We start from the raw sequence: 18,650 nt of genomic DNA on the forward strand, positions 1-18,650 counted from the left end.
CGGAGTGGAGGAGGACTTGATCATGGTGGACACCGTCTCGCCCAAGGTGGAACTGATCGCGAAGACCGAGTTCTTCCCGCCAGCGGACGTGCCGTGGTCCACCGACGCGGACGGCGGCGAGGCGCTGGCCGAGTTCGCCGGCCGGGCCTGCTACCAGTCGTGGAAGAAGCCGAACCCGGCCACCGCCACGAACGCCGGCTACCTGCGGCACATCCTCGAGGTCGGCCACCTGTCCGTGCTGGAGCACGGCACGGTCACCTTCTACATCACCGGCATCTCCCGGTCGCTGACCCACGAGCTGATCCGGCACCGGCACTTCTCCTACTCGCAGCTGTCCCAGCGCTACGTCCCGGAGAAGAACGCGGCCATGGTCGAGCCGGCCGTGATCGCGGCGGATCCCGAGCTGCACCAACGTTTCCTGGCCGCCGCCGAGGCCAGCGTGGCGGCCTACACGGAGCTGCTGGCGGGCCTGGAGGAGCGCTTCGCCGACGTGCCGAACCCGACGCTGCGCCGCAAGCAGGCCCGGCAGGCGGCCCGCGCGGTGCTGCCCAACGCCACCGAGACCCGCATCGTGGTCACCGGCAACTACCGCGCCTGGCGCCACTTCATCGCCATGCGCGCCACCGAGCACGCCGACGTCGAGATCCGTGAGCTGGCCGTGGAATGCCTGCGCCAGCTGCACAAAGTGGCCGCCAACGTGTTCGGCGACTTCGAGATCGCCACTCTCCCGGACGGCACCGAGGTCGCCTCCAGCCCATTCGTCACGGAGGGCTGAGTCGGTGAAGCGCTTGGTCGTCGACCTCATCCCCGGCGACTACACCATCGCCCGCCTCGCCCCCGGCACGCTCCATGAAGCCACCGGGTTGTTCGAGCGGGCCGGCTCCGCGCTGGTTTCGCTGACCAGCACACCGGACGAGGTCTCCGTGGTCTGCCCGTCCGGTCTCGCGCCGGCGGCCGAGAAGGTGGACCACGGCTGGCGGCTGCTCACCGTCCGCGGCCCGCTCGAGTTCACCCTCACCGGGATCATGGCCGCGCTCGCCGGCGAGCTGGCCGCGGCCGGGGTGAGCCTGTTCGCGGTGTCCACCTACGACACCGACCACATCCTGGTCAAGGTCGCCGACCTCGGCCGCGCGATCAAGGCGCTCACCGAGGCCGGCCACGAGGTGCACCAGCCGGCGACCTAGATCCGGCTGCGGGCCGTGCGGCCGACGGCCACCGCGCCCAGCGCCAGCGTGGCGGCCAGCAGCAGCGCCGTCTCGGTCCACTGGAACCGCCAGTACCGGTCCGCCGGGTGGTAGTAGATGACCTGACGGAGGTCCGGGTCGATCCCGCCGAACCCGCAGACACGGTTCGGCCCGCACTCGACGTACGCCACCTCCTCGGGGACTACCCGGCCGTTGGCGTCGATGAACTCGGTGCGCACGACGAACGAGTCGTTCGGCGGCGCGGACCGGACCGGGTCCGCCAGGACCACTCGCTCCGGTGTGGCGTAGTTCTCGCGGACGTGGAAGAGGAACAAGCTCAGGATCGCCGCGATCACCAACCCGAGGGTGACCGCGATGGCCGGCATGGTCCGCCGGAACGCCGCGCCCGCCGCCACGCCGACCACGAACGCGAACAGCCACCACGCCGCCGGGACCACGCCGGTGACCACGAACATGCCGACGTTGCCGAACTTCTCGGCCCGGCTGGAGCCCTCGAACGTCGCCAGCCAGGCGCTGTTCATGGCGCCGAAGGCCAGGCCGGCGAGCACCACCAGGGTGGTCAGGACGCCGAGCTTCACCGCGAGCCAGCGGCGCAGCGACATCGACTGGGTCCAGGCGAGCCGGTGTGTGCCCTTCTCGAACTCCCGGGCCAGCGTCGGGGCGCCCCAGAACAGGCCGATCAGCGCCGGGGCCAGCGGTAGCCAGGTGAGGACGTTGTTGACCAGCCGGAACCGGTCGCCGAGGGCGGCTTCGAGCGCGTTCTGATCCCCGGCGAGCCGGTCGGCGAGGTCGGCGTTGCCCAGGCCGTTGATGAGCAGGAACAGGCCGAGGGCCGCCAGCAGCGCGGCCGTGACCAGCACCTGGGATCGGTGCTGGCGCCAGGTGAGCCACAACATGGTCGGGTCTCCTCTTCTCGCTTCAGGCGCTGGCCAGCGCGGGACGGGGCAGCGCGGCGGCGTCCGGCCGGCGCAGGTACGCCAGCACCAGCTCCTCCAGGCCGGCCGGGCGGGCGGTCCACCGCGGGTCGAACACCGGCGCGGCCGCGGTGCGGACCAGCAGCGTCGCCTGCTTGCCGGTCCGGCTCTCCTCGACCACCGCCACCTGGGCGGGGAGCGTGTCGGCCAGCTCGGCCGGTCCGGTCAGCACCCGGTGGGTGCCGGCCAGTTCCTCCAGGTCGCCGCTGACCTGCACCCGCCCCCGGTTGAGCACGATCAGCCAGTCGCAGGTGTTCTCCAGGTCGGCGACGATGTGCGAGGACAGCACCACGGTCATCCCGGTCTCGGCGACCGCCGACATCAGCGCGCGCATCAGGTCGTGCCGGGCCAGCGGGTCGAGGTTGGCCAGCGGCTCGTCGAGCAGCATCAGGTCCGGCCGCTTGCCGAGCGCGACGGTCAGCGCGACCTGCGCCTGCTGCCCGCCGGACAGCTTGCCGACCTTGCGGTTCAGCGGGATTTCCAGCGTTGCCAAGCGTTTCTCGGCCATGTCGTGGTCCCAACCCGGGTTCATGTGCCGGCCGAACCGCAGCATGTCGGCGACGGTGAACCCGTCGTAGAGCGGCCGGTCCTGGGCCATGAACGCGACCCGGGGCAGGGTGTTGGTCCGCCCCGGCGGCAGGCCGAACACGCTCAACTCGCCCTGGGTCGGCGCGAGCAGACCGACGACGAGGTGCAGCAGCGTGGTCTTGCCGGCCCCGTTCGGCCCGACCAGCGCCACCACCCGGCCGGCCGGGACGCTGAGCGAGCAGTCGCGCAGGGCCCAGGTGCGCCGGTAGCGCTTACCGACGCCGGTCGCGGTCAGGACCGTGTCCGTTCCCACCGTCATGCGATTCCCTCCCGAAAGGAGTCGAAGACCACCGAGGTGTACAGGGCCACCAGGTCCTCCTGGTCCAGGCCGGCCTCCCGGGCGTCGCGCACCCAGTCGGCGAGTCGCTGGCGCAGCCGAGCGCTGTCGGCCTGCGACGCCCCACCCAGCGACTGCCGCACGAACGTGCCCAGCCCGGGCTGCGCGGCGACCAGCCCCTCCCGTTCCAGCTCGCGATAGGCCTTGAGCACGGTGTTCGGATTGATCGCGAGCTTGGCCACCACGTCCTTCGCCGTCGGCAGCTGGTCGCCGGGCTGCAGCGTCCCGAGCCGCAGGGCGTGCTTCACCTGGTGCACGAGCTGCAGGTAGGTCGCCACCCCCGAGCCGCGATCCAGCCGGAACTCGATCACGCCATCACCCTTTCACTAATGAAGTAGTGAAAGAGTGAAGGATGTGGCGGTTGCTGTCAAGCGTCGGCGTTCTCGCAGGAGGCTCAGGCGCCGGGGTGGGCGACCCGGCGCGTCAGCTCGAAACATGGTCACCCCCGGCGGCTCGACCGCGCCCGCACGAGGTCGGCCAGCCCGGTGGCGCGTGCCGCCTTTTGGCCACTTCGTTACGAAATCGCGAAAGGGTTGCGGGTAATGCAGTTCCGGCAACCCGGTCTTGTCCCGCTGCGGGAACTTCGCAAGGCTTGAGCCCGTGGCATCGGGTGAGGCGTCGGAGGTCGGACATGGCGCGCCAGGGCAGGCGGGACAAGGACGGGAAGAGGGTGGCCGCCGAAGCCGGTTCGGTACCAATGATTAACCGAACACTGGAACTCGAGTTGTTGCGTGAACATCTGGCTCAGGTCGCCCGGGGAGAGCCGGGACGTGCTGTTTTGTTGCTCGGCGAATCGGGCGTCGGCAAGTCTCGGCTGGCCGGCGAGGTGATCGCAGAAGCCAAGCGGGTCGGGATGTCGGCGATCACCGCTCAGTGCCTGGGGCGCGGTGCGGAGCCATTGTTGCCGTTGAAGGATGCGCTGACCACCTATCTGGGACACAGCCCTGAGCGAATGCGGCGCACCCTGATCGGCGCGGCCCCACGATTACTGGACGCAATCCCGTTCATCGGCAAGTTCCTGGGTAGAATAGGCGATTCGCTGCTCGCTGGTCACTCGTTTCGCGGGGCGAGCCTCGACGGCGTGTACGAGGAAGTGGCCAGGATCCTGACCGGCGTCTCCGAAAAGAGCGGGTTATGTCTGCTGGTCGAGGACCTGCACGCGGCCGATCGCGACACGCTGTTCTTCTTGAACTACTTCCTGCGGAAAGTCCGCGACAGTCGTATCGTGGCGATTTTCACCATCCAGGAGGAGCAACTGCTCGCCGCCCCCGACCTGGCCGACCTGGTCGCCCAGTGGACCGCGGAGGGATACGCAATATTGACGATACTGCCACTGGAACGCGCGCATGTGGGGGAGTACGTGCAGAAGGTCGCGGCCCTGGGCATCGTGCCGGATGAGGCGTTCGTGGACCGGCTGTTCAGCCTGACCGGGGGCAACCCCTTCTTCCTGAAGGAGTCGTTGCAGTTGCTTGCCCAGTCGTCCTCGCCCGGGGCTGGGCCGGCAGAGGTGCCGCTCACCGTGCCCCGGCGGGTCGAGGCGGTGCTGCAGCGCCGGCTGGAGAAGGCTGAGAGGACGACGCGGGGGTTCATCGAGGCTGCCGCGGTGGTACTCGAGACGGCGCAGGAACTGGAGCCGATCGCGTACGTGATGGAAGCCGAGACCGGCACGGCGATCCGGGCCCTGGCCGTGGCGTGCGACTTGCGGTTGATGCAGGAAGGGCCGCATGGTGAGGTCGGCTTCGTCCATTTCCTGATGCAGCGGGAGGTGTACACGCGGATGGGCGCCAACTATCGCCGGTACCTGCATCTGCGGGCGGCGGAGTGGTTCGAGCGCGCCGGCCGGTTCGCCTCGGCCGCGTTCCATTTCGAGCGCGCCGAAAGCCCGGACGACATGGTGCGAACAGCGATGCGGGCGGCGGCCCAGGCGGAACAGTCCGGAATGTTTCACTCGGCGCTGATGCTGTACCAGAAGGTGCGTCCGCACGTGGAGATCGAGGAGATCGGACCGCTGCTCGGGCGGGCGCTGGTGACGCTCGGCAACTGGGATCAGGCGCAGGAACTGGTTGACCGGTTGCCCGCGTCCGACGGTCGGGTGCGGTTGCTCCGCTCCGAACTCCGTTTCGTGCGCAGTGACTTCCGTGGTGCGCGGGACGAGGCCGAGGCGGCGTTGGATGACGGTTCGGCTGACCGGCTCCAGGTCCTGATCCGGCTGGCCGACATCGGTCTGTATCTCGGTGAGTTCCCGGACGCGGCGCGGTACGGCCGTGCGGCGCTCGCCGAGGCTGAGCGGTCCGGCGGGGCCAACGCCCGGGCCCGCTGTCTGGGCATTCTGGGGGCGACCGAGTTCTTCGGTGGCAACATCGACGAAGGTGAGACGTATTTCCTGCGTGCGCTGGACCTGCTGACCCGCGCGCCGGATGACGATCGTGACGTGACGGTTCAGACGACTCTGCTGGGCAATCTCGGAAATATCGCGGAAGCGCGTGCGGACTGGGTTGCGGCCGAGCGGTATCAGGGTCAGGCCCTTCGGCTGCGCCGTGAGGTGGCGGACGCACGGGGCGCGTTGCACAGCTTGCACGCACTGGGCCGGGCCAGGATCGGGCTCGGCGACGCCGAGGGCGGGTTCGCCTTGTTCGCCGAGACCGAGCAACTCGCCACCGACCTCGGAGAGACGCTCGAGCGCGCCAAGGTGACCCACAGCCGGGCCGAGTTGCGGCGCAGGGAAAACGACTGCCGGGCCGCGCTGGAACTCGCCACGGCCGCGTTCGACGTGTTCTCCCGGTCCAGTACGCACTACGACGTCGCGCACACGCTGGTGACGCTGAGCGCCGCCGCACTCGACTGCGGACTTGAGCGGGACGGTGTCGTCCACGGTGCCGCGGCCCGGTCGTCGATCGAAGCAGACGGATACGGGCTGTTGCGTCACCTGTATCCCGCCGTGGCCTACCCGCTCGCGGACCGAATCGCGGGTGGGCTCACCGCGTACGCCTGCGGCGACGCGCTGGGCCTGCCGTACGAGAACTTCCCCCCATCGGGGGCGGCTGACGAGCAGATCGAGCAACTCGCGGCCCGCGAAGGCTGGGCCCGGGGCGCGACGTCCGACGACACCGCGCTCACGGTCATGGTGGCCCGGCATCTGGCCGACCGGCGCGGCGAGGGCGACGCCCGCTCGTTCCTTGCGACGCTGGCGGAGCAGGCGCCGTCGATCAATGGCCTCGGACCGTCCACGATGGAAGCCATCCGGCGCTATCGCGCGACGGGCGAGCTGCCGGTGACCGGTGGCGAAACCAACGGCGGGCCCCTGCGCGCGCTGCCCGTCGGCTGGGTTACTCCGCTCGGTGCGGCGGAACGGCGCAGGCGTCTGGCCATCGAGATGACCAGGGCCACCCATCCGAATCCGGAGACGCAGTGCGCGGCGTGCGTGGTGGCGGCGTGCGGCTCCTGGGCCCTGGAAGGGGCTGGTTACCGCATGCTGCTGGAGGTTGCGATCGAGGAGGAAAGGGAAGCGGCAGCGGCGTGTGGTGCCAGCGGGCGCCTTGGCCAGTTGCTGGAAGAGCTCGCGGCGGATACCTGGCGGGCACCCGAGGACGGGGTGAGCCTCGACCCCGCCGAGACAGTGACCGCCGCCCTTGCCTGCCTCACCCGGGCCTCCAGCCTGCGCGAAGCGCTCGTTCAGGCTGTCAGGCTCGGCGGTGACACCGACACGGTCGCCGCGATTGCCGGCGGAATCCTGGGCAGCGGGATGACCCGCGACGAGGTGCTCGCGGAGTTGCCGTGGCATGCCGGCGTGCTGCTACCCGACGCCGGTGGCACCGCGGAGATCGCCGCGGTCCTGGCCTCGACGCGGGCCTTGCCGGCAGGTCAGCCGGGGCCCGCTTCCCGCAGTGCCGCGACCTGAGTTCGTCCCTGCTCATCGCCGAGGTGCGCGTAGACTCGTTCCGCCCAGTCGAGGGAGTGCTGGACGTCCGCCGGCATCGGCTTGGCGGGCCACACCGGGCCGGCTGCCGGGAGCCGGGCCAGCTGCACGTAGAGAGCCGCGTGACGTCGCCCGATTCCCACGGCGGCACGCTCGACGGAGCCCAGGGCGCGCCGCACGAAGAGGATCGCGCACCGGACCAGTGCCCGGTACATCATCAGGAGCACCGCGTTCGTGGTGCGGGTCCGGCGCAGTGCCATGAGCATCGTGTGGGCGATGATCTCCGCGACGCGGACCCGGTCGAGCGGGGTGTGCCGGCGGGCCAGCCACCAGACCCGCAGTGCGGCAACGAGCCGGTCGCGGAAGCTGAGGTCGGGCAGGTGCTGCGCCCGGCACGCCCAGGCGTACGCACGCACGCCGCGCGGTGCCTGCCGCTCTCTCGCGGCCCGGTGCCGCAGACCGGCGGCCTCGGCGTGGTCGGTGTCGGTGCCGCCGTTGGCGAGAGCGTCGGCAAGTCTGGTTGCGACACGTGCCGATCCGGTCAGCTCGAGCAGGCGCCGGAGCAGGGCGACCGCCAGGTCGCGCTGCCGCGCCTCGGTCAGCATCCAGGCACACACCTCCGCGGAGACGAACACCGGCAGGTTCCGCCGCCATGCCGCGAAAGCGCCGGGATAGCCCGGCCCCGCGAGGCGTGCGCGCGGCCAGTCGGGCACCTGCCGGGCCAGCGCGCGGGGCAGGAGGGCCCGCAGCGCATCGGTCGCGAGTCCGTGTCTCGGCTGGCCTGGGCTGATCGCACGGAGGCGAGCTGCGACAGCGGGTTCGACCCGCGGTGCCACCCAACCGAAGTGACCGGGTCGCAACTGGGCCATCAGGGGCTCGAAGCAGTCGATGTCCGCCCCGGAGTAGCCTGTGATGAGGGTGAAGTCTGCGTTCACGAGCTCGTCGAACACGGACAGTCGCGCGGCTCCCAGGTGCACGGACTCAGCCACGTCGACGAGCGGGGTCCGGGGCAGCAGCAAGCCGGAGGCGCCGGCCGAGCCGCGGATTTTGACCAGTAGTGGGCGATTTTTCAACATTGCCGGCCCTGGTGAGGCCGATAACACGGTGAGTTCAGGACGATCGCGGGGAAACCGCGCCCGCCATTGCGTCAGCGCTTCACCGAAGACCGCCGGAGTTTTCGGCGGAAGCTCGATCTCGCCCGAGAGCAGGGCATAGGCACGCTCGATACCGTCGTCGAGGTTGACTGTGACGTGCAAGCCGCCCATGGCCAGGTGGAAGGCGCACAGCAGATGTGCCTCGTTCGGGACCGGAACACGAAAACAGGACAGCACATCGGAAATACGCTCGGTGTCCGGGGTGGCGCAGGCCGTCAATCGGGCGATCACGTTCCACCGTCTACCCCGGAGTGCCGCGCGCGCTGCCGCGGTGAGCAAGCCCGGTGCGATCAACTCCGCCGCGTCCAGGCACAGCTCGACCAATTGCCGGTGGAAGTCGCAGCCGAGCGGCAGGCTGGCGGGCGGGCCCGAAGAAGTTCCCGCACCGCTGAATATACTTGACACCGTTCCCCTTCGTGTCAGCATGGAACATCGGCGGTGGCACCGATACTGTGGAGTTGCCGGATAAGCCTGTCAATAGCTTGACCGTATTGATGCCCATGTGGGCAAGGAGCGCTGGTGTGCATGGGCGACCGTTACGTTCGGGCTCACCTAATCGGCATCAGTGATCTCCACGGTTATCTCGCCGACCATGGCCTGCGCTACACCGACCCCTATACTGGCATCACCGCTCCAGCCGGTGGCGCGGGTGTGCTTGCCATGCATATTCGTGGCCGGCGTCATCGGCACATGAATCCGACCTTTCTTGTCCATTCTGGCGACATGGTCGGCGGTGGCCCGCCGGAGGGTGCCCTGCTGCGCGACGAGCCGGTCATCCGTGTGCTCAACGGACTGGGATTCCTGGCCGGCACCCCCGGGAAACCATGAATTCGACCGCGGCCTGCCCGAGTTGCTTCGGTTGACGCGCGGCGACGAGGAATTCGCCGGCCAGAACTTCCCGCTGATCTCGGCGAACATCGTCGAGACAGCCACCGGCCGGCCCGTCTTCCGACCCGGCCTGACCGTCGGGATCCAGGGCGTCCCCGTGGCCTTCGTCGGCGCGACGACCGTCTTCACGCCGGCGTTGACCAGCCCCGGGGCCACAGATTGGCTGACCTTCCTCGACGAGGCCGGCGCGATCGACCGGCAGGTTTCGCACCTGCGCGACCAGGGTGTCCAAGCGGTTGTGCTCCTGCTCCATGAAGGTGGCAAACAGACCAGCTTCCCGTCGGGGACGGTTTCACCTCGGGTCAGTGAGATCACCGCCGCCGTGCCCGGGCTCAAGGTGGTGCTGGCGGGCCATAACCACCACACCCTGAATCCCCAGGTCAAGGGCTGCCTCGTCGTGCAGCCGGCTCCTTTCGGCAGGGCTTTCTCGGATATCTCGCTGGTTCTCGACCGGGACACCAAGCGAATCGTCACGGCGAGCGCGGAGATCGTCCCGGCGTGGCGGTTCGACCCGCCGGCCTCGGGGCACCCCGTGCCCGGCGCGGACGACATCCAGCGGATCGTCGATGGTGCCGTGGCCGCCGTCGCGCCGATCACCGGACGAGTGGTGAACACCGCCGCGCATGACCTGCGGGCGGGCCGCGGTGACGGTGCCACGGCGGCGGGCGAGTCACCGCTCGGGAACCTCATCGCCGACGCGCACCGGCACTCGATGGGAACGCGGCTGGCGTTCCTCAACCCGGGTGGGATCCGAGCCGAACTTCGCGCCGGTCCGGTCACCTGGGGTGACCTGTTCGCGGTTCAGCCCTGCGGCAACCGCACCTGCGCTCTCGAACTCACCGGGCGCGACGTCTGGAATCTGCTCGACCAACAGAACCGCTGGCGGTTCAAGCGCAACCTGGAGGTCTCCGGCTTGCACTACGGATGCCGCCTGGATTCTTCGGGCAAGGGCGTCGTCGAGAACGTCTACGAAGGCTCACCCGGTAACACCGCACGGCCTATTCCGCCCGATTCCAGCCGAACGTACACGGTTGCGGTCAATTCGTTTCTCGCCGCCGGAGGTGATCATTATTCGGTGTTCACACACGGCCGGAACCTTCGCACCGGCCCGGTTGCTTCCCGCCAACGGCCCGACTTCCGCGCACGCCTCAGCCATCGGCGTTTTCGAAGGAGGCCCAGACGCCGAGCAGGCGGACCGGGCGGGTGAGCTCGAACATGGTCAGGACCTGGAGGGCGGCGGCTTCGAGGGTGGCGGGGTCGCTGGTGGACTCGGGGAGGGTGATGCTGCGGGTGGTGGTGATGAAGGGGGCGAAGCGGACCTTGACGCCGACGCGGTGGGCGGGGCGCTGCTCCTCGGCGACGTCGCCGGCGACGCGGTGGGCCAGCTTGGTGATCTCGGCGGCGATATCCGTGGGGTCGGTGAGGTTGGTCTGGAAGGTGGTCTCGCGGCTGCGGCCCTTGGCGACCCAGGCGTTGGGGGTGACCTCGGTGCTGCTCGCGCCGCGGGCGAGCTCCCAGTACCAGGGGCCCATCTTGGGGCCGAACCGGCGAGCCAGGGCGGCGGGGTCGGCGAGGGCGAGCTGGCGGACGGTCTTCAGGTCGAGGTCGGCGAGCTTGCGCGCGGTCTTGGCGCCGATGCCCCAGAGCGCGTCGGTGGGGCGCTCGGCCATGACGGCGACCCAGTTGTCCTTGGTGAGGCGGTAGACGCCGGCGGGTTCGGCCTTGGCGAAGCCGGTGGCGATCTTGGCCCGCAGGCGGTTGTCGCCGATGCCGACCGCGCAGGTCAGCTCGGTGCGCTCGGGGACGGCCCGGCGGAGGTCCGCGGCCAGGGTCTCGGGGTCGTCGGTGTCGGCGCCGACGAACGCCTCGTCCCAGCCGAGCACCTCGACGGCCACCGGGAACTCGCGCAGCACCGCCATGACCCGCTCGGACACCTCGTCGTAGGCGGGTGGATCGCTCGGCAGGAAGATCGCGTCCGGGCACCTGCCGGCAGCGGTGCGCATCGGCATGCCGGAGTGCACGCCGAACTCGCGGGCCTCGTAGGAGGCGGTGGCCACCACCGAGCGCTTCGTCGGGTCGCCGTCGCCGCCGACGATCACCGGTTTGCCCCTCAGCTCGGGGTGGCGCAGCACCTCGACCGCCGCAATGAACTGGTCGAGGTCGACGTGCAGGACCCACCACATGCCGCCAAGTCTGCTCCACGGGAACGACACGGCTGCCGGAACGGTCGCAGTAGCATCCGTGGCGACTTGGGAGGTTCCCGGTGACACAGGATCAAGGGCACGCCGCGTTACCGGCGACGCCGGAGCTGCGGCTGATCGCCGGGCGGTACGCCATTCTGCGCGAGATCGGCCGCGGCGGGATGGGCATCGTGTGGCTCGCCGAGGACCGCATGATCGGCCGCCGGGTGGCGATCAAGGAGCTGCACCTGCCGGACGGGGTGCCGCCGGCCGAGCGCGGGGTGTTCGAGGAGCGGGTGCTGCGCGAGGCCCGCACCGCCGGGCGGCTCAACGACCCGGCCGTGGTGATCGTCTACGACGTGCTGCAGGAGGCCGGCAACACCTACATCGTGATGGAGCTGATCGAGGCGCCCACGCTCTCCGACATCGTGCGGAAGAGCGGGCCGCTGCCGCAGGACGCGGTGGCCTCGCTCGCCGGGCAGCTTCTGTCCGCCCTGGAGTCCGCGCACGCGGCCGGCATCGTGCACCGGGATGTCAAGCCCAGCAACGTGATGGTGCTGCCGAACGGCCGGGTCAAGCTGACCGACTTCGGCATCGCGCAGTCCCTGGACGACCCGCGGCTGACCACCAGCGGCGTGCTGATCGGCTCGCCGACCTACATGGCGCCCGAGCGGATCCACGGCGCCGAGGCGGACGCCGCCTCCGACCTGTGGGCGCTCGGCGCGGTGCTGTTCTACGCGGTCGAGGGCTACTCGCCGTTCGAGCGCTCGTCCACCGCGGCGACCATGCACGCGATCACCACCGAGGTGCCGTACCTGACCCGCTCCCAGGGTCCGCTGGCCTCGGTGGTCATGGGCCTGCTGATCGGCGCGCCGCAGGCCCGGCTGGGCGCGCACCAGGTCCGCGGCCTGCTCGCGCAACTCACGCCCGGGCCGCACACAGGCCCGCACACCGGGCCGCAGACGGTCATGCTCGGCGGCCAGTACCCGTACAACAACGCCACCATGGTCACCACCGGGCCGCAGCCGGTGCGCCGCCGCGGCCTGCGGCCTTGGCTGATCGCGGCCGTGGTCGTGGGGCTGCTGGCCGGGCTCGTGGGCGGCTGGTTCGGCCACCGCTTTCTTACCGCGGTCGACCCGGAGGCCGCCGACGGCGGGGTGCTGACCTATGGCGACGGTGGCGACATCCAGCAGTTCGAGGTGGGGAACGGGTACTGCGGAGCCGGCGCGATCCGGAAGGGCGTGAGCTATCCGTCCACATCGGACTGCAAGGAGGCGCACGACATCCAGGTGTTCGCCAGCGGCGTCGTGGCCGACGAGCCGAGCCGGACCAAGCTGGACTACCCGAGTGCGCAGAAGCTCAACGACGCGGCGAAGACCTGGTGCTCCCTGGTGTTCGCCAGCAAGTGGGTGACGCCGGAGGACAAGACCAGCGCGCTGACCTTCGTCACGCTCGTCCCGAGCGAGGATTACTGGAAGGGTGCCCGCAACGACGAGCGGCGGATCATCTGCGTGCTGCACAGCCGGGATGGCAGCCAACTGCGCGGCTCGAAGGTGGCGACGAGCTGACGGTTACCGGTCGGTAGCATGGCCGCATGGGTGTCGCCAGGGATGAGCGCAGCGCGTTGTGCGACCTGTTCACCGAGCTCGGCCCGGACGCGCCGACGCTCTGCGACGGCTGGCGGACCCGCGATCTGGCCGCGCACCTGGTGGTCCGCGACCGCCGCCCGGACGCCGCGGCCGGCATCCTGATCAAGCCGCTGGCCGGCTGGACCCGGCGCGTCCAGGACGGCGTCGCCGGCAAGCCGTGGGCGGAGCTGGTCGACCTGGTGCGGTCCGGCCCGCCGCGGTACTCGCCGGCCGCGATCGGCGCGGTCGACGAGGCGATCAACAGCGTGGAGTTCTTCGTGCACCACGAGGACGTCCGCCGCGGCCGGCCCGGCTGGCAGCCGCGCCCGCCGGCAGAACTCCGGGACCGCGCGCTCTGGGCGGCGCTGTCCCGCGGCGCCCGGATCATGCTGCGCCGCAGCCCGGTCGGGGTCGCGCTGCGCAGCGGCGAGCGCGAGGTGTCCGCCCGCCGCGGCCCGAACACGGTGATCATCTCGGGCGAGCCGGGGGAGCTGCTGCTGTTCGCCTACGGCCGGGACGCGGCGCGGGTGGAGTTCGACGGCGAGCAGTCCGCCATCGCCGCCGTGCGTGGTCTGACCAGGGGCTTGTGAGCGGAAGGGCGACGGGTAGCGTCATCGTCATGACCATCAGTCCCTCCGCCGCGCCGGGCCGGCCGTTCGGCCGGGTCCTGGTCGCCATGGTTACCCCGTTCACCGCCAGCGGCGCGCTCGACCTGGACGCGGCGCAGGCGCTCGCCACCCATCTGGTCGAGCTGGGCTGCGACGGCCTCGTGATCAGCGGCACCACCGGGGAAGGCCCGACCACCACCGACACCGAGAAGTCCGACCTGATCCGCGCCGTGGTGGAGGCCGTGGGGGAGCGGGCCACGATCGTCGCCGGCACCGGCACCTACGACACCGCGCACAGCGTGCACCTGTCCCGGGACGCCGAGAAGGCCGGCGCGCATGGCCTGCTGCTGGTCACGCCCTACTACTCGCGCCCGCCGCAGTCCGGGCTGCTGGCCCACTTCCGAACCGTGGCCGACGCGGTCGGGCTGCCGGTGATGCTCTACGACATTCCGCCCCGCACGGTCGTGCCGATCGAGGTGGACACGCTCTGCCGGCTGGCCGAGCACCCGCGGATCGTCGCGGTCAAGGACGCCAAGGGCGACCTGCGTGCCGGCGTGGAGACCATGGCGCGCACCGGGCTGGCCTACTACTGCGGCGACGACGCGGTCAACCTCCCATGGCTTTCCGTCGGTGCGGTCGGGTTCGTCAGCGTCATCGGGCACGTGGTGGCGGACCGGCTGCGGCAGCTGCTGGACGCCTACGAGTCCGGTGACGTGCGCACCGCGCGGGAGATCAACACCGGGTTGCTGCCGGTGCTCCGGGCGTTCGGCCGGGTCGGCGGCGTGATCTTCAGCAAGGCCGCCCTGGGCGCGCGCGGCGTCCCGGTCGGCGAGCCGCGCCTGCCGCTGCCCCCGGCCACCCCGGCCGAGCTCGAGCTGATCACGGCCGACCTCCGCGAAGCCGGCGTTCCCGTGGCGGTCGCCCGGTGATCAATGCCGCACCCCCGCCCCTGCCCGAGGGCGCGCTCCGCATCGTCGCCCTCGGCGGGATCGGTGAGATCGGCCGGAACATGACCGTGTTCGAGTACGGCGGCCGGCTGCTGGTGGTGGACTGCGGGGTGCTGTTCCCGGAGGACATGCAACCCGGCGTCGACCTGATCCTGCCGGACCTGCGGGCCATCGAGGACCGGCTCCGCGACATCGAGGCGGTCGTGCTCACCCACGGGCACGAGGACCACATCGGCGCGGTGCCGTTCCTGCTGCGGCAGCGGCCGGACGTGCCGGTCGTGGGGTCGCGGTTCACCCTGGCCCTGGTCGCGGCGAAGTGCCGGGAGCACCGGCTGGACCCGACGCTGGTGGAGGTGGCCGAGGGCGGCCGGTGGTCGGCCGGCGAGTTCGACTGCGAGTTCTTCGCGGTCAACCACTCCATACCCGATGCCTTGGCGGTCGCGGTGCGCACGCCGGCCGGGGTGGTGCTGCACACCGGCGACGTCAAGCTCGACCAGCTGCCGCTGGACGGCCGGCTCACCGACCTGGCCGGGTTCTCCCGCCTCGGCGACGAGGGGGTGGACCTGTTCCTGGTCGACTCCACCAACGCGGAGGTGCCCGGGTTCCTGGTGTCCGAGCGGGAGATCGGTCCGGTGCTCGAGGACGTGATCACCCGGGCCGGCCAGCGGGTGATCGTGGCCTGCTTCGCCAGCCACGTGCACCGGGTGCAGCAGGTGCTGGACGTGGCCGAGCGCAACGGCCGGCGGGTCGCGCTGGTCGGCCGGTCGATGGTGCGCAACATGGGGATCGCCGCCGAGCTCGGGTTGCTGCGGGTGCCGCCCGGGCTGCTGGTGGACATCGACGACGCGATGGAGCTGCCGGAGCGTCAGGTGCTGTTCGTGTCCACCGGGTCGCAGGGTGAGCCGCTCTCGGCGCTGTCCCGGATGGCCCGGGGCGAGCACCGGCAGATCAGCATCCGGCCCGGGGACACCGTGGTGCTGGCCAGCTCCATGATCCCGGGCAACGAGACGGCCGTGATCGCGGTCGTCAACGGGCTGATCCGGCTCGGTGCTTCCGTTGTGCACCAAGGAAACGCGAAGGTGCACGTGTCCGGGCACGCGCCGGCCGGGGAGTTGTTGTTCCTGTACAACGCGGTCCGGCCGAGCAACGTGATGCCGGTGCACGGCGAGTGGCGGCACCTGCGGGCCAACGCCTCGCTCGCGGCGGCCAGCGGGGTGCCGGCGGACCACGTGGTGATCGCCGAGGACGGCGTGGTGGTGGACCTGATCGACGGCCGCGCGCGGATCACCGGCCGGGTCGATGTCGGGCACGTCTACGTCGACGGTCTCTCCGTCGGCGATGTCGGCGAGTCGACCCTCTCCGACCGGCTGATCCTCGGCGAGGGCGGGTTCATCGCGATCACCGTCGCGGTCGACTCCACCACCGGGCGCGCCGTGGCCCCGCCGACCGTCTCCGGCCGCGGCTTCTCCGACGACCCCAAGGCCCTCGACGACGTGGTGGCCCTGGTGGAGGTCGAACTGTCGCACATCGAGTCCGAGGGCATCACCGACACCCACCGGATCGCCCAGGCCGTGCGCCGCGTGGTCGGCCGCTGGGTGGCCGAGACCTACCGCCGCCGCCCCATGATCGTCCCCACGGTGATCCCGGTTTAGCCACCCGCGTCAAGATGCCGGCGGAGCGAAGTCGCCCAACGGTCGCCGAGCGGTCGCTAGCCGCGACGGCTCGCCCGGGCGATGAGGATGGCGAAGCCGACGGAGAGGAGCTGACGCAGCAGCGCCCGTCTGGCCTGGCGCTGCTCTCGTCTGGTTGGCCGCATCGGTTCACCCCTTCAGTCGGATGGGTGGCTTTCGAAGTCCACGATCGGGTGTGACCTTGGATACGTCGTCGAGCGGGAGTGGGACGTGACGCCGCCGGTCGCGGGATCTTGGCGGCTCGTCGACACAATGACCCTCCGTGGTAGACGACTCACCCATTAGTGGTACGTTGCCGGATCGTGACCTACCGGCGCTTATCGCGGCGTCCCGCTCTCCCCGTGCTCGTCGCCCTGTTCGTCGGCGCGACCACGGCGGGAACGGCGACCGTGCTGGCCAAGCCGTTGGACTCGATCACCGGCGAGCAGGCCGGCTTCGCCACGTCGTTCACCTACGCCCGCAAGCCCCCGGTCGCGGCGAAGACCGTGACCGAGCGCCCGGCCCCGCCGCCCGCCAACACCGCGAGCGCGGCGCCGGCCCCGACCACCACCGCGGCCACCACGAGCAGCGCGGCGCCGGCCCCCACCACCAACCCGCCGCCCCCGCCGCCCAAGCCCGCACCGCCCGCCCCCGGCCAGGTGGACCGGGTCGTCGCCCTGGTCAACGAGGAGCGCGCGGACGCCGGCTGCGGCGCGCTGACGATCGACGGCAAGCTCAACGCCGCGGCCAGCGCGCACAGCGCGGACATGGCCGACCGCAACTACTTCTCGCACACCACACCCGAGGGCGTCACGTTCGACCAGCGCATCGAGAACGCCGGCTACGCCGCGCCCGGTGGGGAGAACATCGCCCAGGGCCAGGATTCCGCGGACGAGGTCATGGCGGCCTGGATGAAGTCCAAGGGCCACAAGGCGAACATTCTCAACTGCCAGTTCACCACCATCGGCGTGGGCCTGGCCACCGACGGCTGGTACTGGACCCAGGACTTCGGCTACTGACGGCGCGGCAGCGGGCGCGCCCGCTCGTTTCCGCGCGCAGAAATCCGAGGCTGGGCAACCAAATCCGGCCGGGGTACCGTCGCTCGGGTATGACGCGCTGGAGGGCCGGCCTGGGGTTGCTCACGCTCGTGCTGGCGGTATCGGGATGTGGCCGCACCGTGTCCCCGGGGGCCGCCGGCCAGGCTTCGACGTTCCCGGTACGCCCGGGTCCGTTGACGACGCAGGCCGGCTTGCCGGCCCCTGGGGCTGCCGGCCGGTTTCCGGCCGAGCCCGGTCCGCCGGTCTGGGTCGACGCCGCCTGCCCGCCGGAGGTGTCCAACGCCGACCCCTTGTCGCAGGCGAACCGGGGCCGGCTACCCGACGAGTTCGTCACCGCCTGGGTGCTGCGCTGCCGCACCGAGATCCGGTACGTGCCGGGCCAGGGCAAGCAGGCCTTCCGGGTCACGGAGCGGGCCGACACGCCCGCCGCCGAGATGGTCTCCCAGCTGCGCCTGCCGGCCGAACCGCCGACGGCCGGAGGGTGCCTGGCCTACGGGGTCTCGGTGCCGTACTTCGCACTGGTCGACGCCGGTGGCCGCGCGTTGCTGCCCGCGGTGCCGCTCGACGAGTGTCTCCGGCCGCGCCGGGAGGCCTTGCAGGAGCTGGACAAGCTGCCGTTCACCCGGCTGTCCGAGACGCCCGCCGGCCAGGTGCAGAGCCAGGAGTCGATCGACACCGGCTGCCCGGAAGCGTACCAGGACATGATCATCATCTCGGCGGACCGGGCCAAGCCGGCGCCGGCCGACCGCTCTGGCCCGGATCGCCGGCCCCGGTACGGGTGTGTTTCTACGATCCGATGCCCGGCAAGGACGTGCCGGGCGGCCGGCTGCGCACCGCGCGCACGATCGACGCCGGTGTCGCCACGGAACTCGTTGCCGCACTGGACAAGGCGGGCCCCGCTGCCGCGTGTTCGGTGCCGCACAACCGGTTTGCCTTGGTCGCGCCGGCCAGCCCCGACAGCTGGGCCATGGCCGAGCTGGACGGCTGCCACCGGCTGCTCCGGCCGGACGGCACCCTCGGCCAGCTCGACGACCGGGTCGTCGGGTTGCTGGGTTAAGGCCTACGCGACCGCGACACACACCTATGCGGACGCGGAACCCTACGCGGACGCGGAACACGGCTACGCCAACGCGCGACCCGGCGAGGCGCTGTTCGGCCTCGCCAGGCTCCCGATTGGACAGCTGACCGTGCGTGGGGCGTGGCGGTCGTGATCCACTCCGCGGACCAGCGGCCGGACCTGCGAATCCGCCCGGTCGCGCCGACAGTACCCGGTCCGCCGTGGGGTTTACCCGCCTGACGACCCTCCGTCGGAGAGGCCGGCGTGCGGTAGTGTTCGACCCAGTCGGGAACAACTCGCAGGCCGGCAGTCGAGCCGGTTGCGTTCCCGGCGCACCTAGCCGGGCTGGCCGTGCCGCCCGGAGACGGGAGCAACCGACATGCCTTGTCGGGCCCGCACAAACCCATCAGTGTCAAGAAAAGCGGTGTGACGCGCCGTTC

General features: G+C 70.9%; 16 protein-coding genes. 11 read left to right on the forward strand and 5 right to left on the reverse strand.

Features of this window, described 5'->3' with window-relative positions:
- Nucleotides 1–22 precede the first annotated feature (22 nt).
- Both thyX and VGR06_RS38100 read left to right on the forward strand, forming a co-directional pair.
- Nucleotides 23–775: an FAD-dependent thymidylate synthase gene (gene thyX / locus VGR06_RS38095; RefSeq protein ID WP_327564085.1), complete on the forward strand. Its 753-nt coding sequence runs from the start codon at nucleotides 23–25 to the stop codon at nucleotides 773–775.
- A 4-nt stretch (nucleotides 776–779) separates the two neighbouring features.
- Nucleotides 780–1,184 (forward strand): ACT domain-containing protein, encoded by a 405-nt coding sequence (locus VGR06_RS38100; protein WP_327564086.1) that lies wholly within the window; start codon nucleotides 780–782, stop codon nucleotides 1,182–1,184.
- Here VGR06_RS38100 and VGR06_RS38105 read toward each other — a convergent pair.
- From VGR06_RS38105 to VGR06_RS38115, 3 genes are read right to left on the reverse strand one after another with little or no spacing between them, the layout of a single operon-like run.
- The gene (locus VGR06_RS38105) at nucleotides 1,181–2,101 is read right to left on the reverse strand and encodes an ABC transporter permease (RefSeq protein WP_327564087.1); all 921 of its coding nucleotides are present in this window, start codon (nucleotides 2,099–2,101) and stop codon (nucleotides 1,181–1,183) included. The two genes, VGR06_RS38100 and VGR06_RS38105, sit on opposite strands and share 4 nt — an antisense overlap.
- A 22-nt stretch (nucleotides 2,102–2,123) precedes the next feature.
- Entirely contained in the window at nucleotides 2,124–3,020 is an 897-nt protein-coding gene (locus tag VGR06_RS38110; protein ID WP_327564188.1) for an ABC transporter ATP-binding protein, read from the reverse strand.
- A gap of 2 nt (nucleotides 3,021–3,022) precedes the next feature.
- A complete protein-coding gene (locus VGR06_RS38115; RefSeq protein ID WP_327564088.1) occupies nucleotides 3,023–3,415 on the reverse strand; it encodes a GntR family transcriptional regulator in 393 nt (130 codons plus the stop codon).
- Between the two features lie 359 nt (nucleotides 3,416–3,774).
- On the opposite strand from VGR06_RS38115, the gene VGR06_RS38120 reads away from it, so the two are divergent.
- Nucleotides 3,775–7,002, forward strand: coding sequence for an ADP-ribosylglycohydrolase family protein (locus VGR06_RS38120; protein WP_327564089.1), 3,228 nt, complete (start codon nucleotides 3,775–3,777; stop codon nucleotides 7,000–7,002).
- Here the strand turns inward: VGR06_RS38120 and VGR06_RS38125 are convergent.
- Nucleotides 6,966–8,600 carry a hypothetical protein gene (locus tag VGR06_RS38125; RefSeq protein ID WP_327564090.1) on the reverse strand — a complete coding sequence of 545 codons (1,635 nt, stop codon included), beginning with the start codon at nucleotides 8,598–8,600 and terminating at the stop codon, nucleotides 6,966–6,968. The two genes, VGR06_RS38120 and VGR06_RS38125, sit on opposite strands and share 37 nt — an antisense overlap.
- A gap of 99 nt (nucleotides 8,601–8,699) precedes the next feature.
- Between VGR06_RS38125 and VGR06_RS38130 the strand changes: the two genes are divergently transcribed.
- Nucleotides 8,700–9,002, forward strand: coding sequence for a hypothetical protein (locus tag VGR06_RS38130; RefSeq protein ID WP_327564091.1), 303 nt, complete (start codon nucleotides 8,700–8,702; stop codon nucleotides 9,000–9,002).
- Between the two features lie 31 nt (nucleotides 9,003–9,033).
- Nucleotides 9,034–10,269: a bifunctional metallophosphatase/5'-nucleotidase gene (locus VGR06_RS38135; protein WP_327564092.1), complete on the forward strand. Its 1,236-nt coding sequence runs from the start codon at nucleotides 9,034–9,036 to the stop codon at nucleotides 10,267–10,269.
- On the opposite strand, the gene VGR06_RS38140 is transcribed toward VGR06_RS38135, so the two are convergent.
- Complete coding sequence (locus VGR06_RS38140; RefSeq protein ID WP_327564093.1) at nucleotides 10,211–11,245, reverse strand: DNA polymerase IV; 1,035 nt, start codon at nucleotides 11,243–11,245, stop codon at nucleotides 10,211–10,213. The genes VGR06_RS38135 and VGR06_RS38140 overlap by 59 nt on opposite strands.
- An 80-nt stretch (nucleotides 11,246–11,325) precedes the next feature.
- Between VGR06_RS38140 and VGR06_RS38145 the strand changes: the two genes are divergently transcribed.
- The 6 genes from VGR06_RS38145 (at nucleotide 11,326) to VGR06_RS38170 (ending at nucleotide 18,364) form a co-directional block, all read left to right on the forward strand.
- Nucleotides 11,326–12,810, forward strand: coding sequence for a serine/threonine-protein kinase (locus VGR06_RS38145; protein WP_327564094.1), 1,485 nt, complete (start codon nucleotides 11,326–11,328; stop codon nucleotides 12,808–12,810).
- A gap of 26 nt (nucleotides 12,811–12,836) precedes the next feature.
- Nucleotides 12,837–13,460, forward strand: a complete 624-nt coding sequence (locus VGR06_RS38150; RefSeq protein WP_327564095.1) for a TIGR03085 family metal-binding protein — start codon at nucleotides 12,837–12,839, stop codon at nucleotides 13,458–13,460.
- A gap of 29 nt (nucleotides 13,461–13,489) precedes the next feature.
- A complete protein-coding gene (gene dapA / locus VGR06_RS38155; RefSeq protein WP_327564096.1) occupies nucleotides 13,490–14,407 on the forward strand; it encodes a 4-hydroxy-tetrahydrodipicolinate synthase in 918 nt (305 codons plus the stop codon).
- Nucleotides 14,404–16,077, forward strand: coding sequence for a ribonuclease J (locus VGR06_RS38160; protein ID WP_327564097.1), 1,674 nt, complete (start codon nucleotides 14,404–14,406; stop codon nucleotides 16,075–16,077). The genes dapA and VGR06_RS38160 overlap by 4 nt, the downstream gene beginning before the upstream one ends.
- A 341-nt stretch (nucleotides 16,078–16,418) precedes the next feature.
- Entirely contained in the window at nucleotides 16,419–17,114 is a 696-nt protein-coding gene (locus VGR06_RS38165) for a CAP domain-containing protein (protein ID WP_327564098.1), read from the forward strand.
- A gap of 89 nt (nucleotides 17,115–17,203) precedes the next feature.
- Entirely contained in the window at nucleotides 17,204–18,364 is a 1,161-nt protein-coding gene (locus VGR06_RS38170) for a hypothetical protein (protein WP_327564099.1), read from the forward strand.
- Nucleotides 18,365–18,650 lie beyond the last annotated feature (286 nt).

Origin of the sequence: Actinophytocola sp. (assembly GCF_036002505.1) — a bacterium.
GTDB lineage: Bacteria > Actinomycetota > Actinomycetes > Mycobacteriales > Pseudonocardiaceae > DASYTH01.

What these genes read in the sequence shown, in the direction of transcription:
- VGR06_RS38170 (WP_327564099.1), top strand. Translation starts at nt 17,204, where the DNA reads ATGACGCGCTGGAGGGCCGGCCTGGGGTTGCTCACGCTCGTGCTGGCG.
- VGR06_RS38130 (WP_327564091.1), top strand. Translation starts at nt 8,700, where the DNA reads ATGGGCGACCGTTACGTTCGGGCTCACCTAATCGGCATCAGTGATCTC.
- dapA (WP_327564096.1), top strand. Translation starts at nt 13,490, where the DNA reads ATGACCATCAGTCCCTCCGCCGCGCCGGGCCGGCCGTTCGGCCGGGTC.
- VGR06_RS38140 (WP_327564093.1), bottom strand. Translation starts at nt 11,245, where the DNA reads ATGTGGTGGGTCCTGCACGTCGACCTCGACCAGTTCATTGCGGCGGTC.
- VGR06_RS38150 (WP_327564095.1), top strand. Translation starts at nt 12,837, where the DNA reads ATGGGTGTCGCCAGGGATGAGCGCAGCGCGTTGTGCGACCTGTTCACC.
- VGR06_RS38105 (WP_327564087.1), bottom strand. Translation starts at nt 2,101, where the DNA reads ATGTTGTGGCTCACCTGGCGCCAGCACCGATCCCAGGTGCTGGTCACG.
- thyX (WP_327564085.1), top strand. Translation starts at nt 23, where the DNA reads ATGGTGGACACCGTCTCGCCCAAGGTGGAACTGATCGCGAAGACCGAG.
- VGR06_RS38125 (WP_327564090.1), bottom strand. Translation starts at nt 8,600, where the DNA reads ATGCTGACACGAAGGGGAACGGTGTCAAGTATATTCAGCGGTGCGGGA.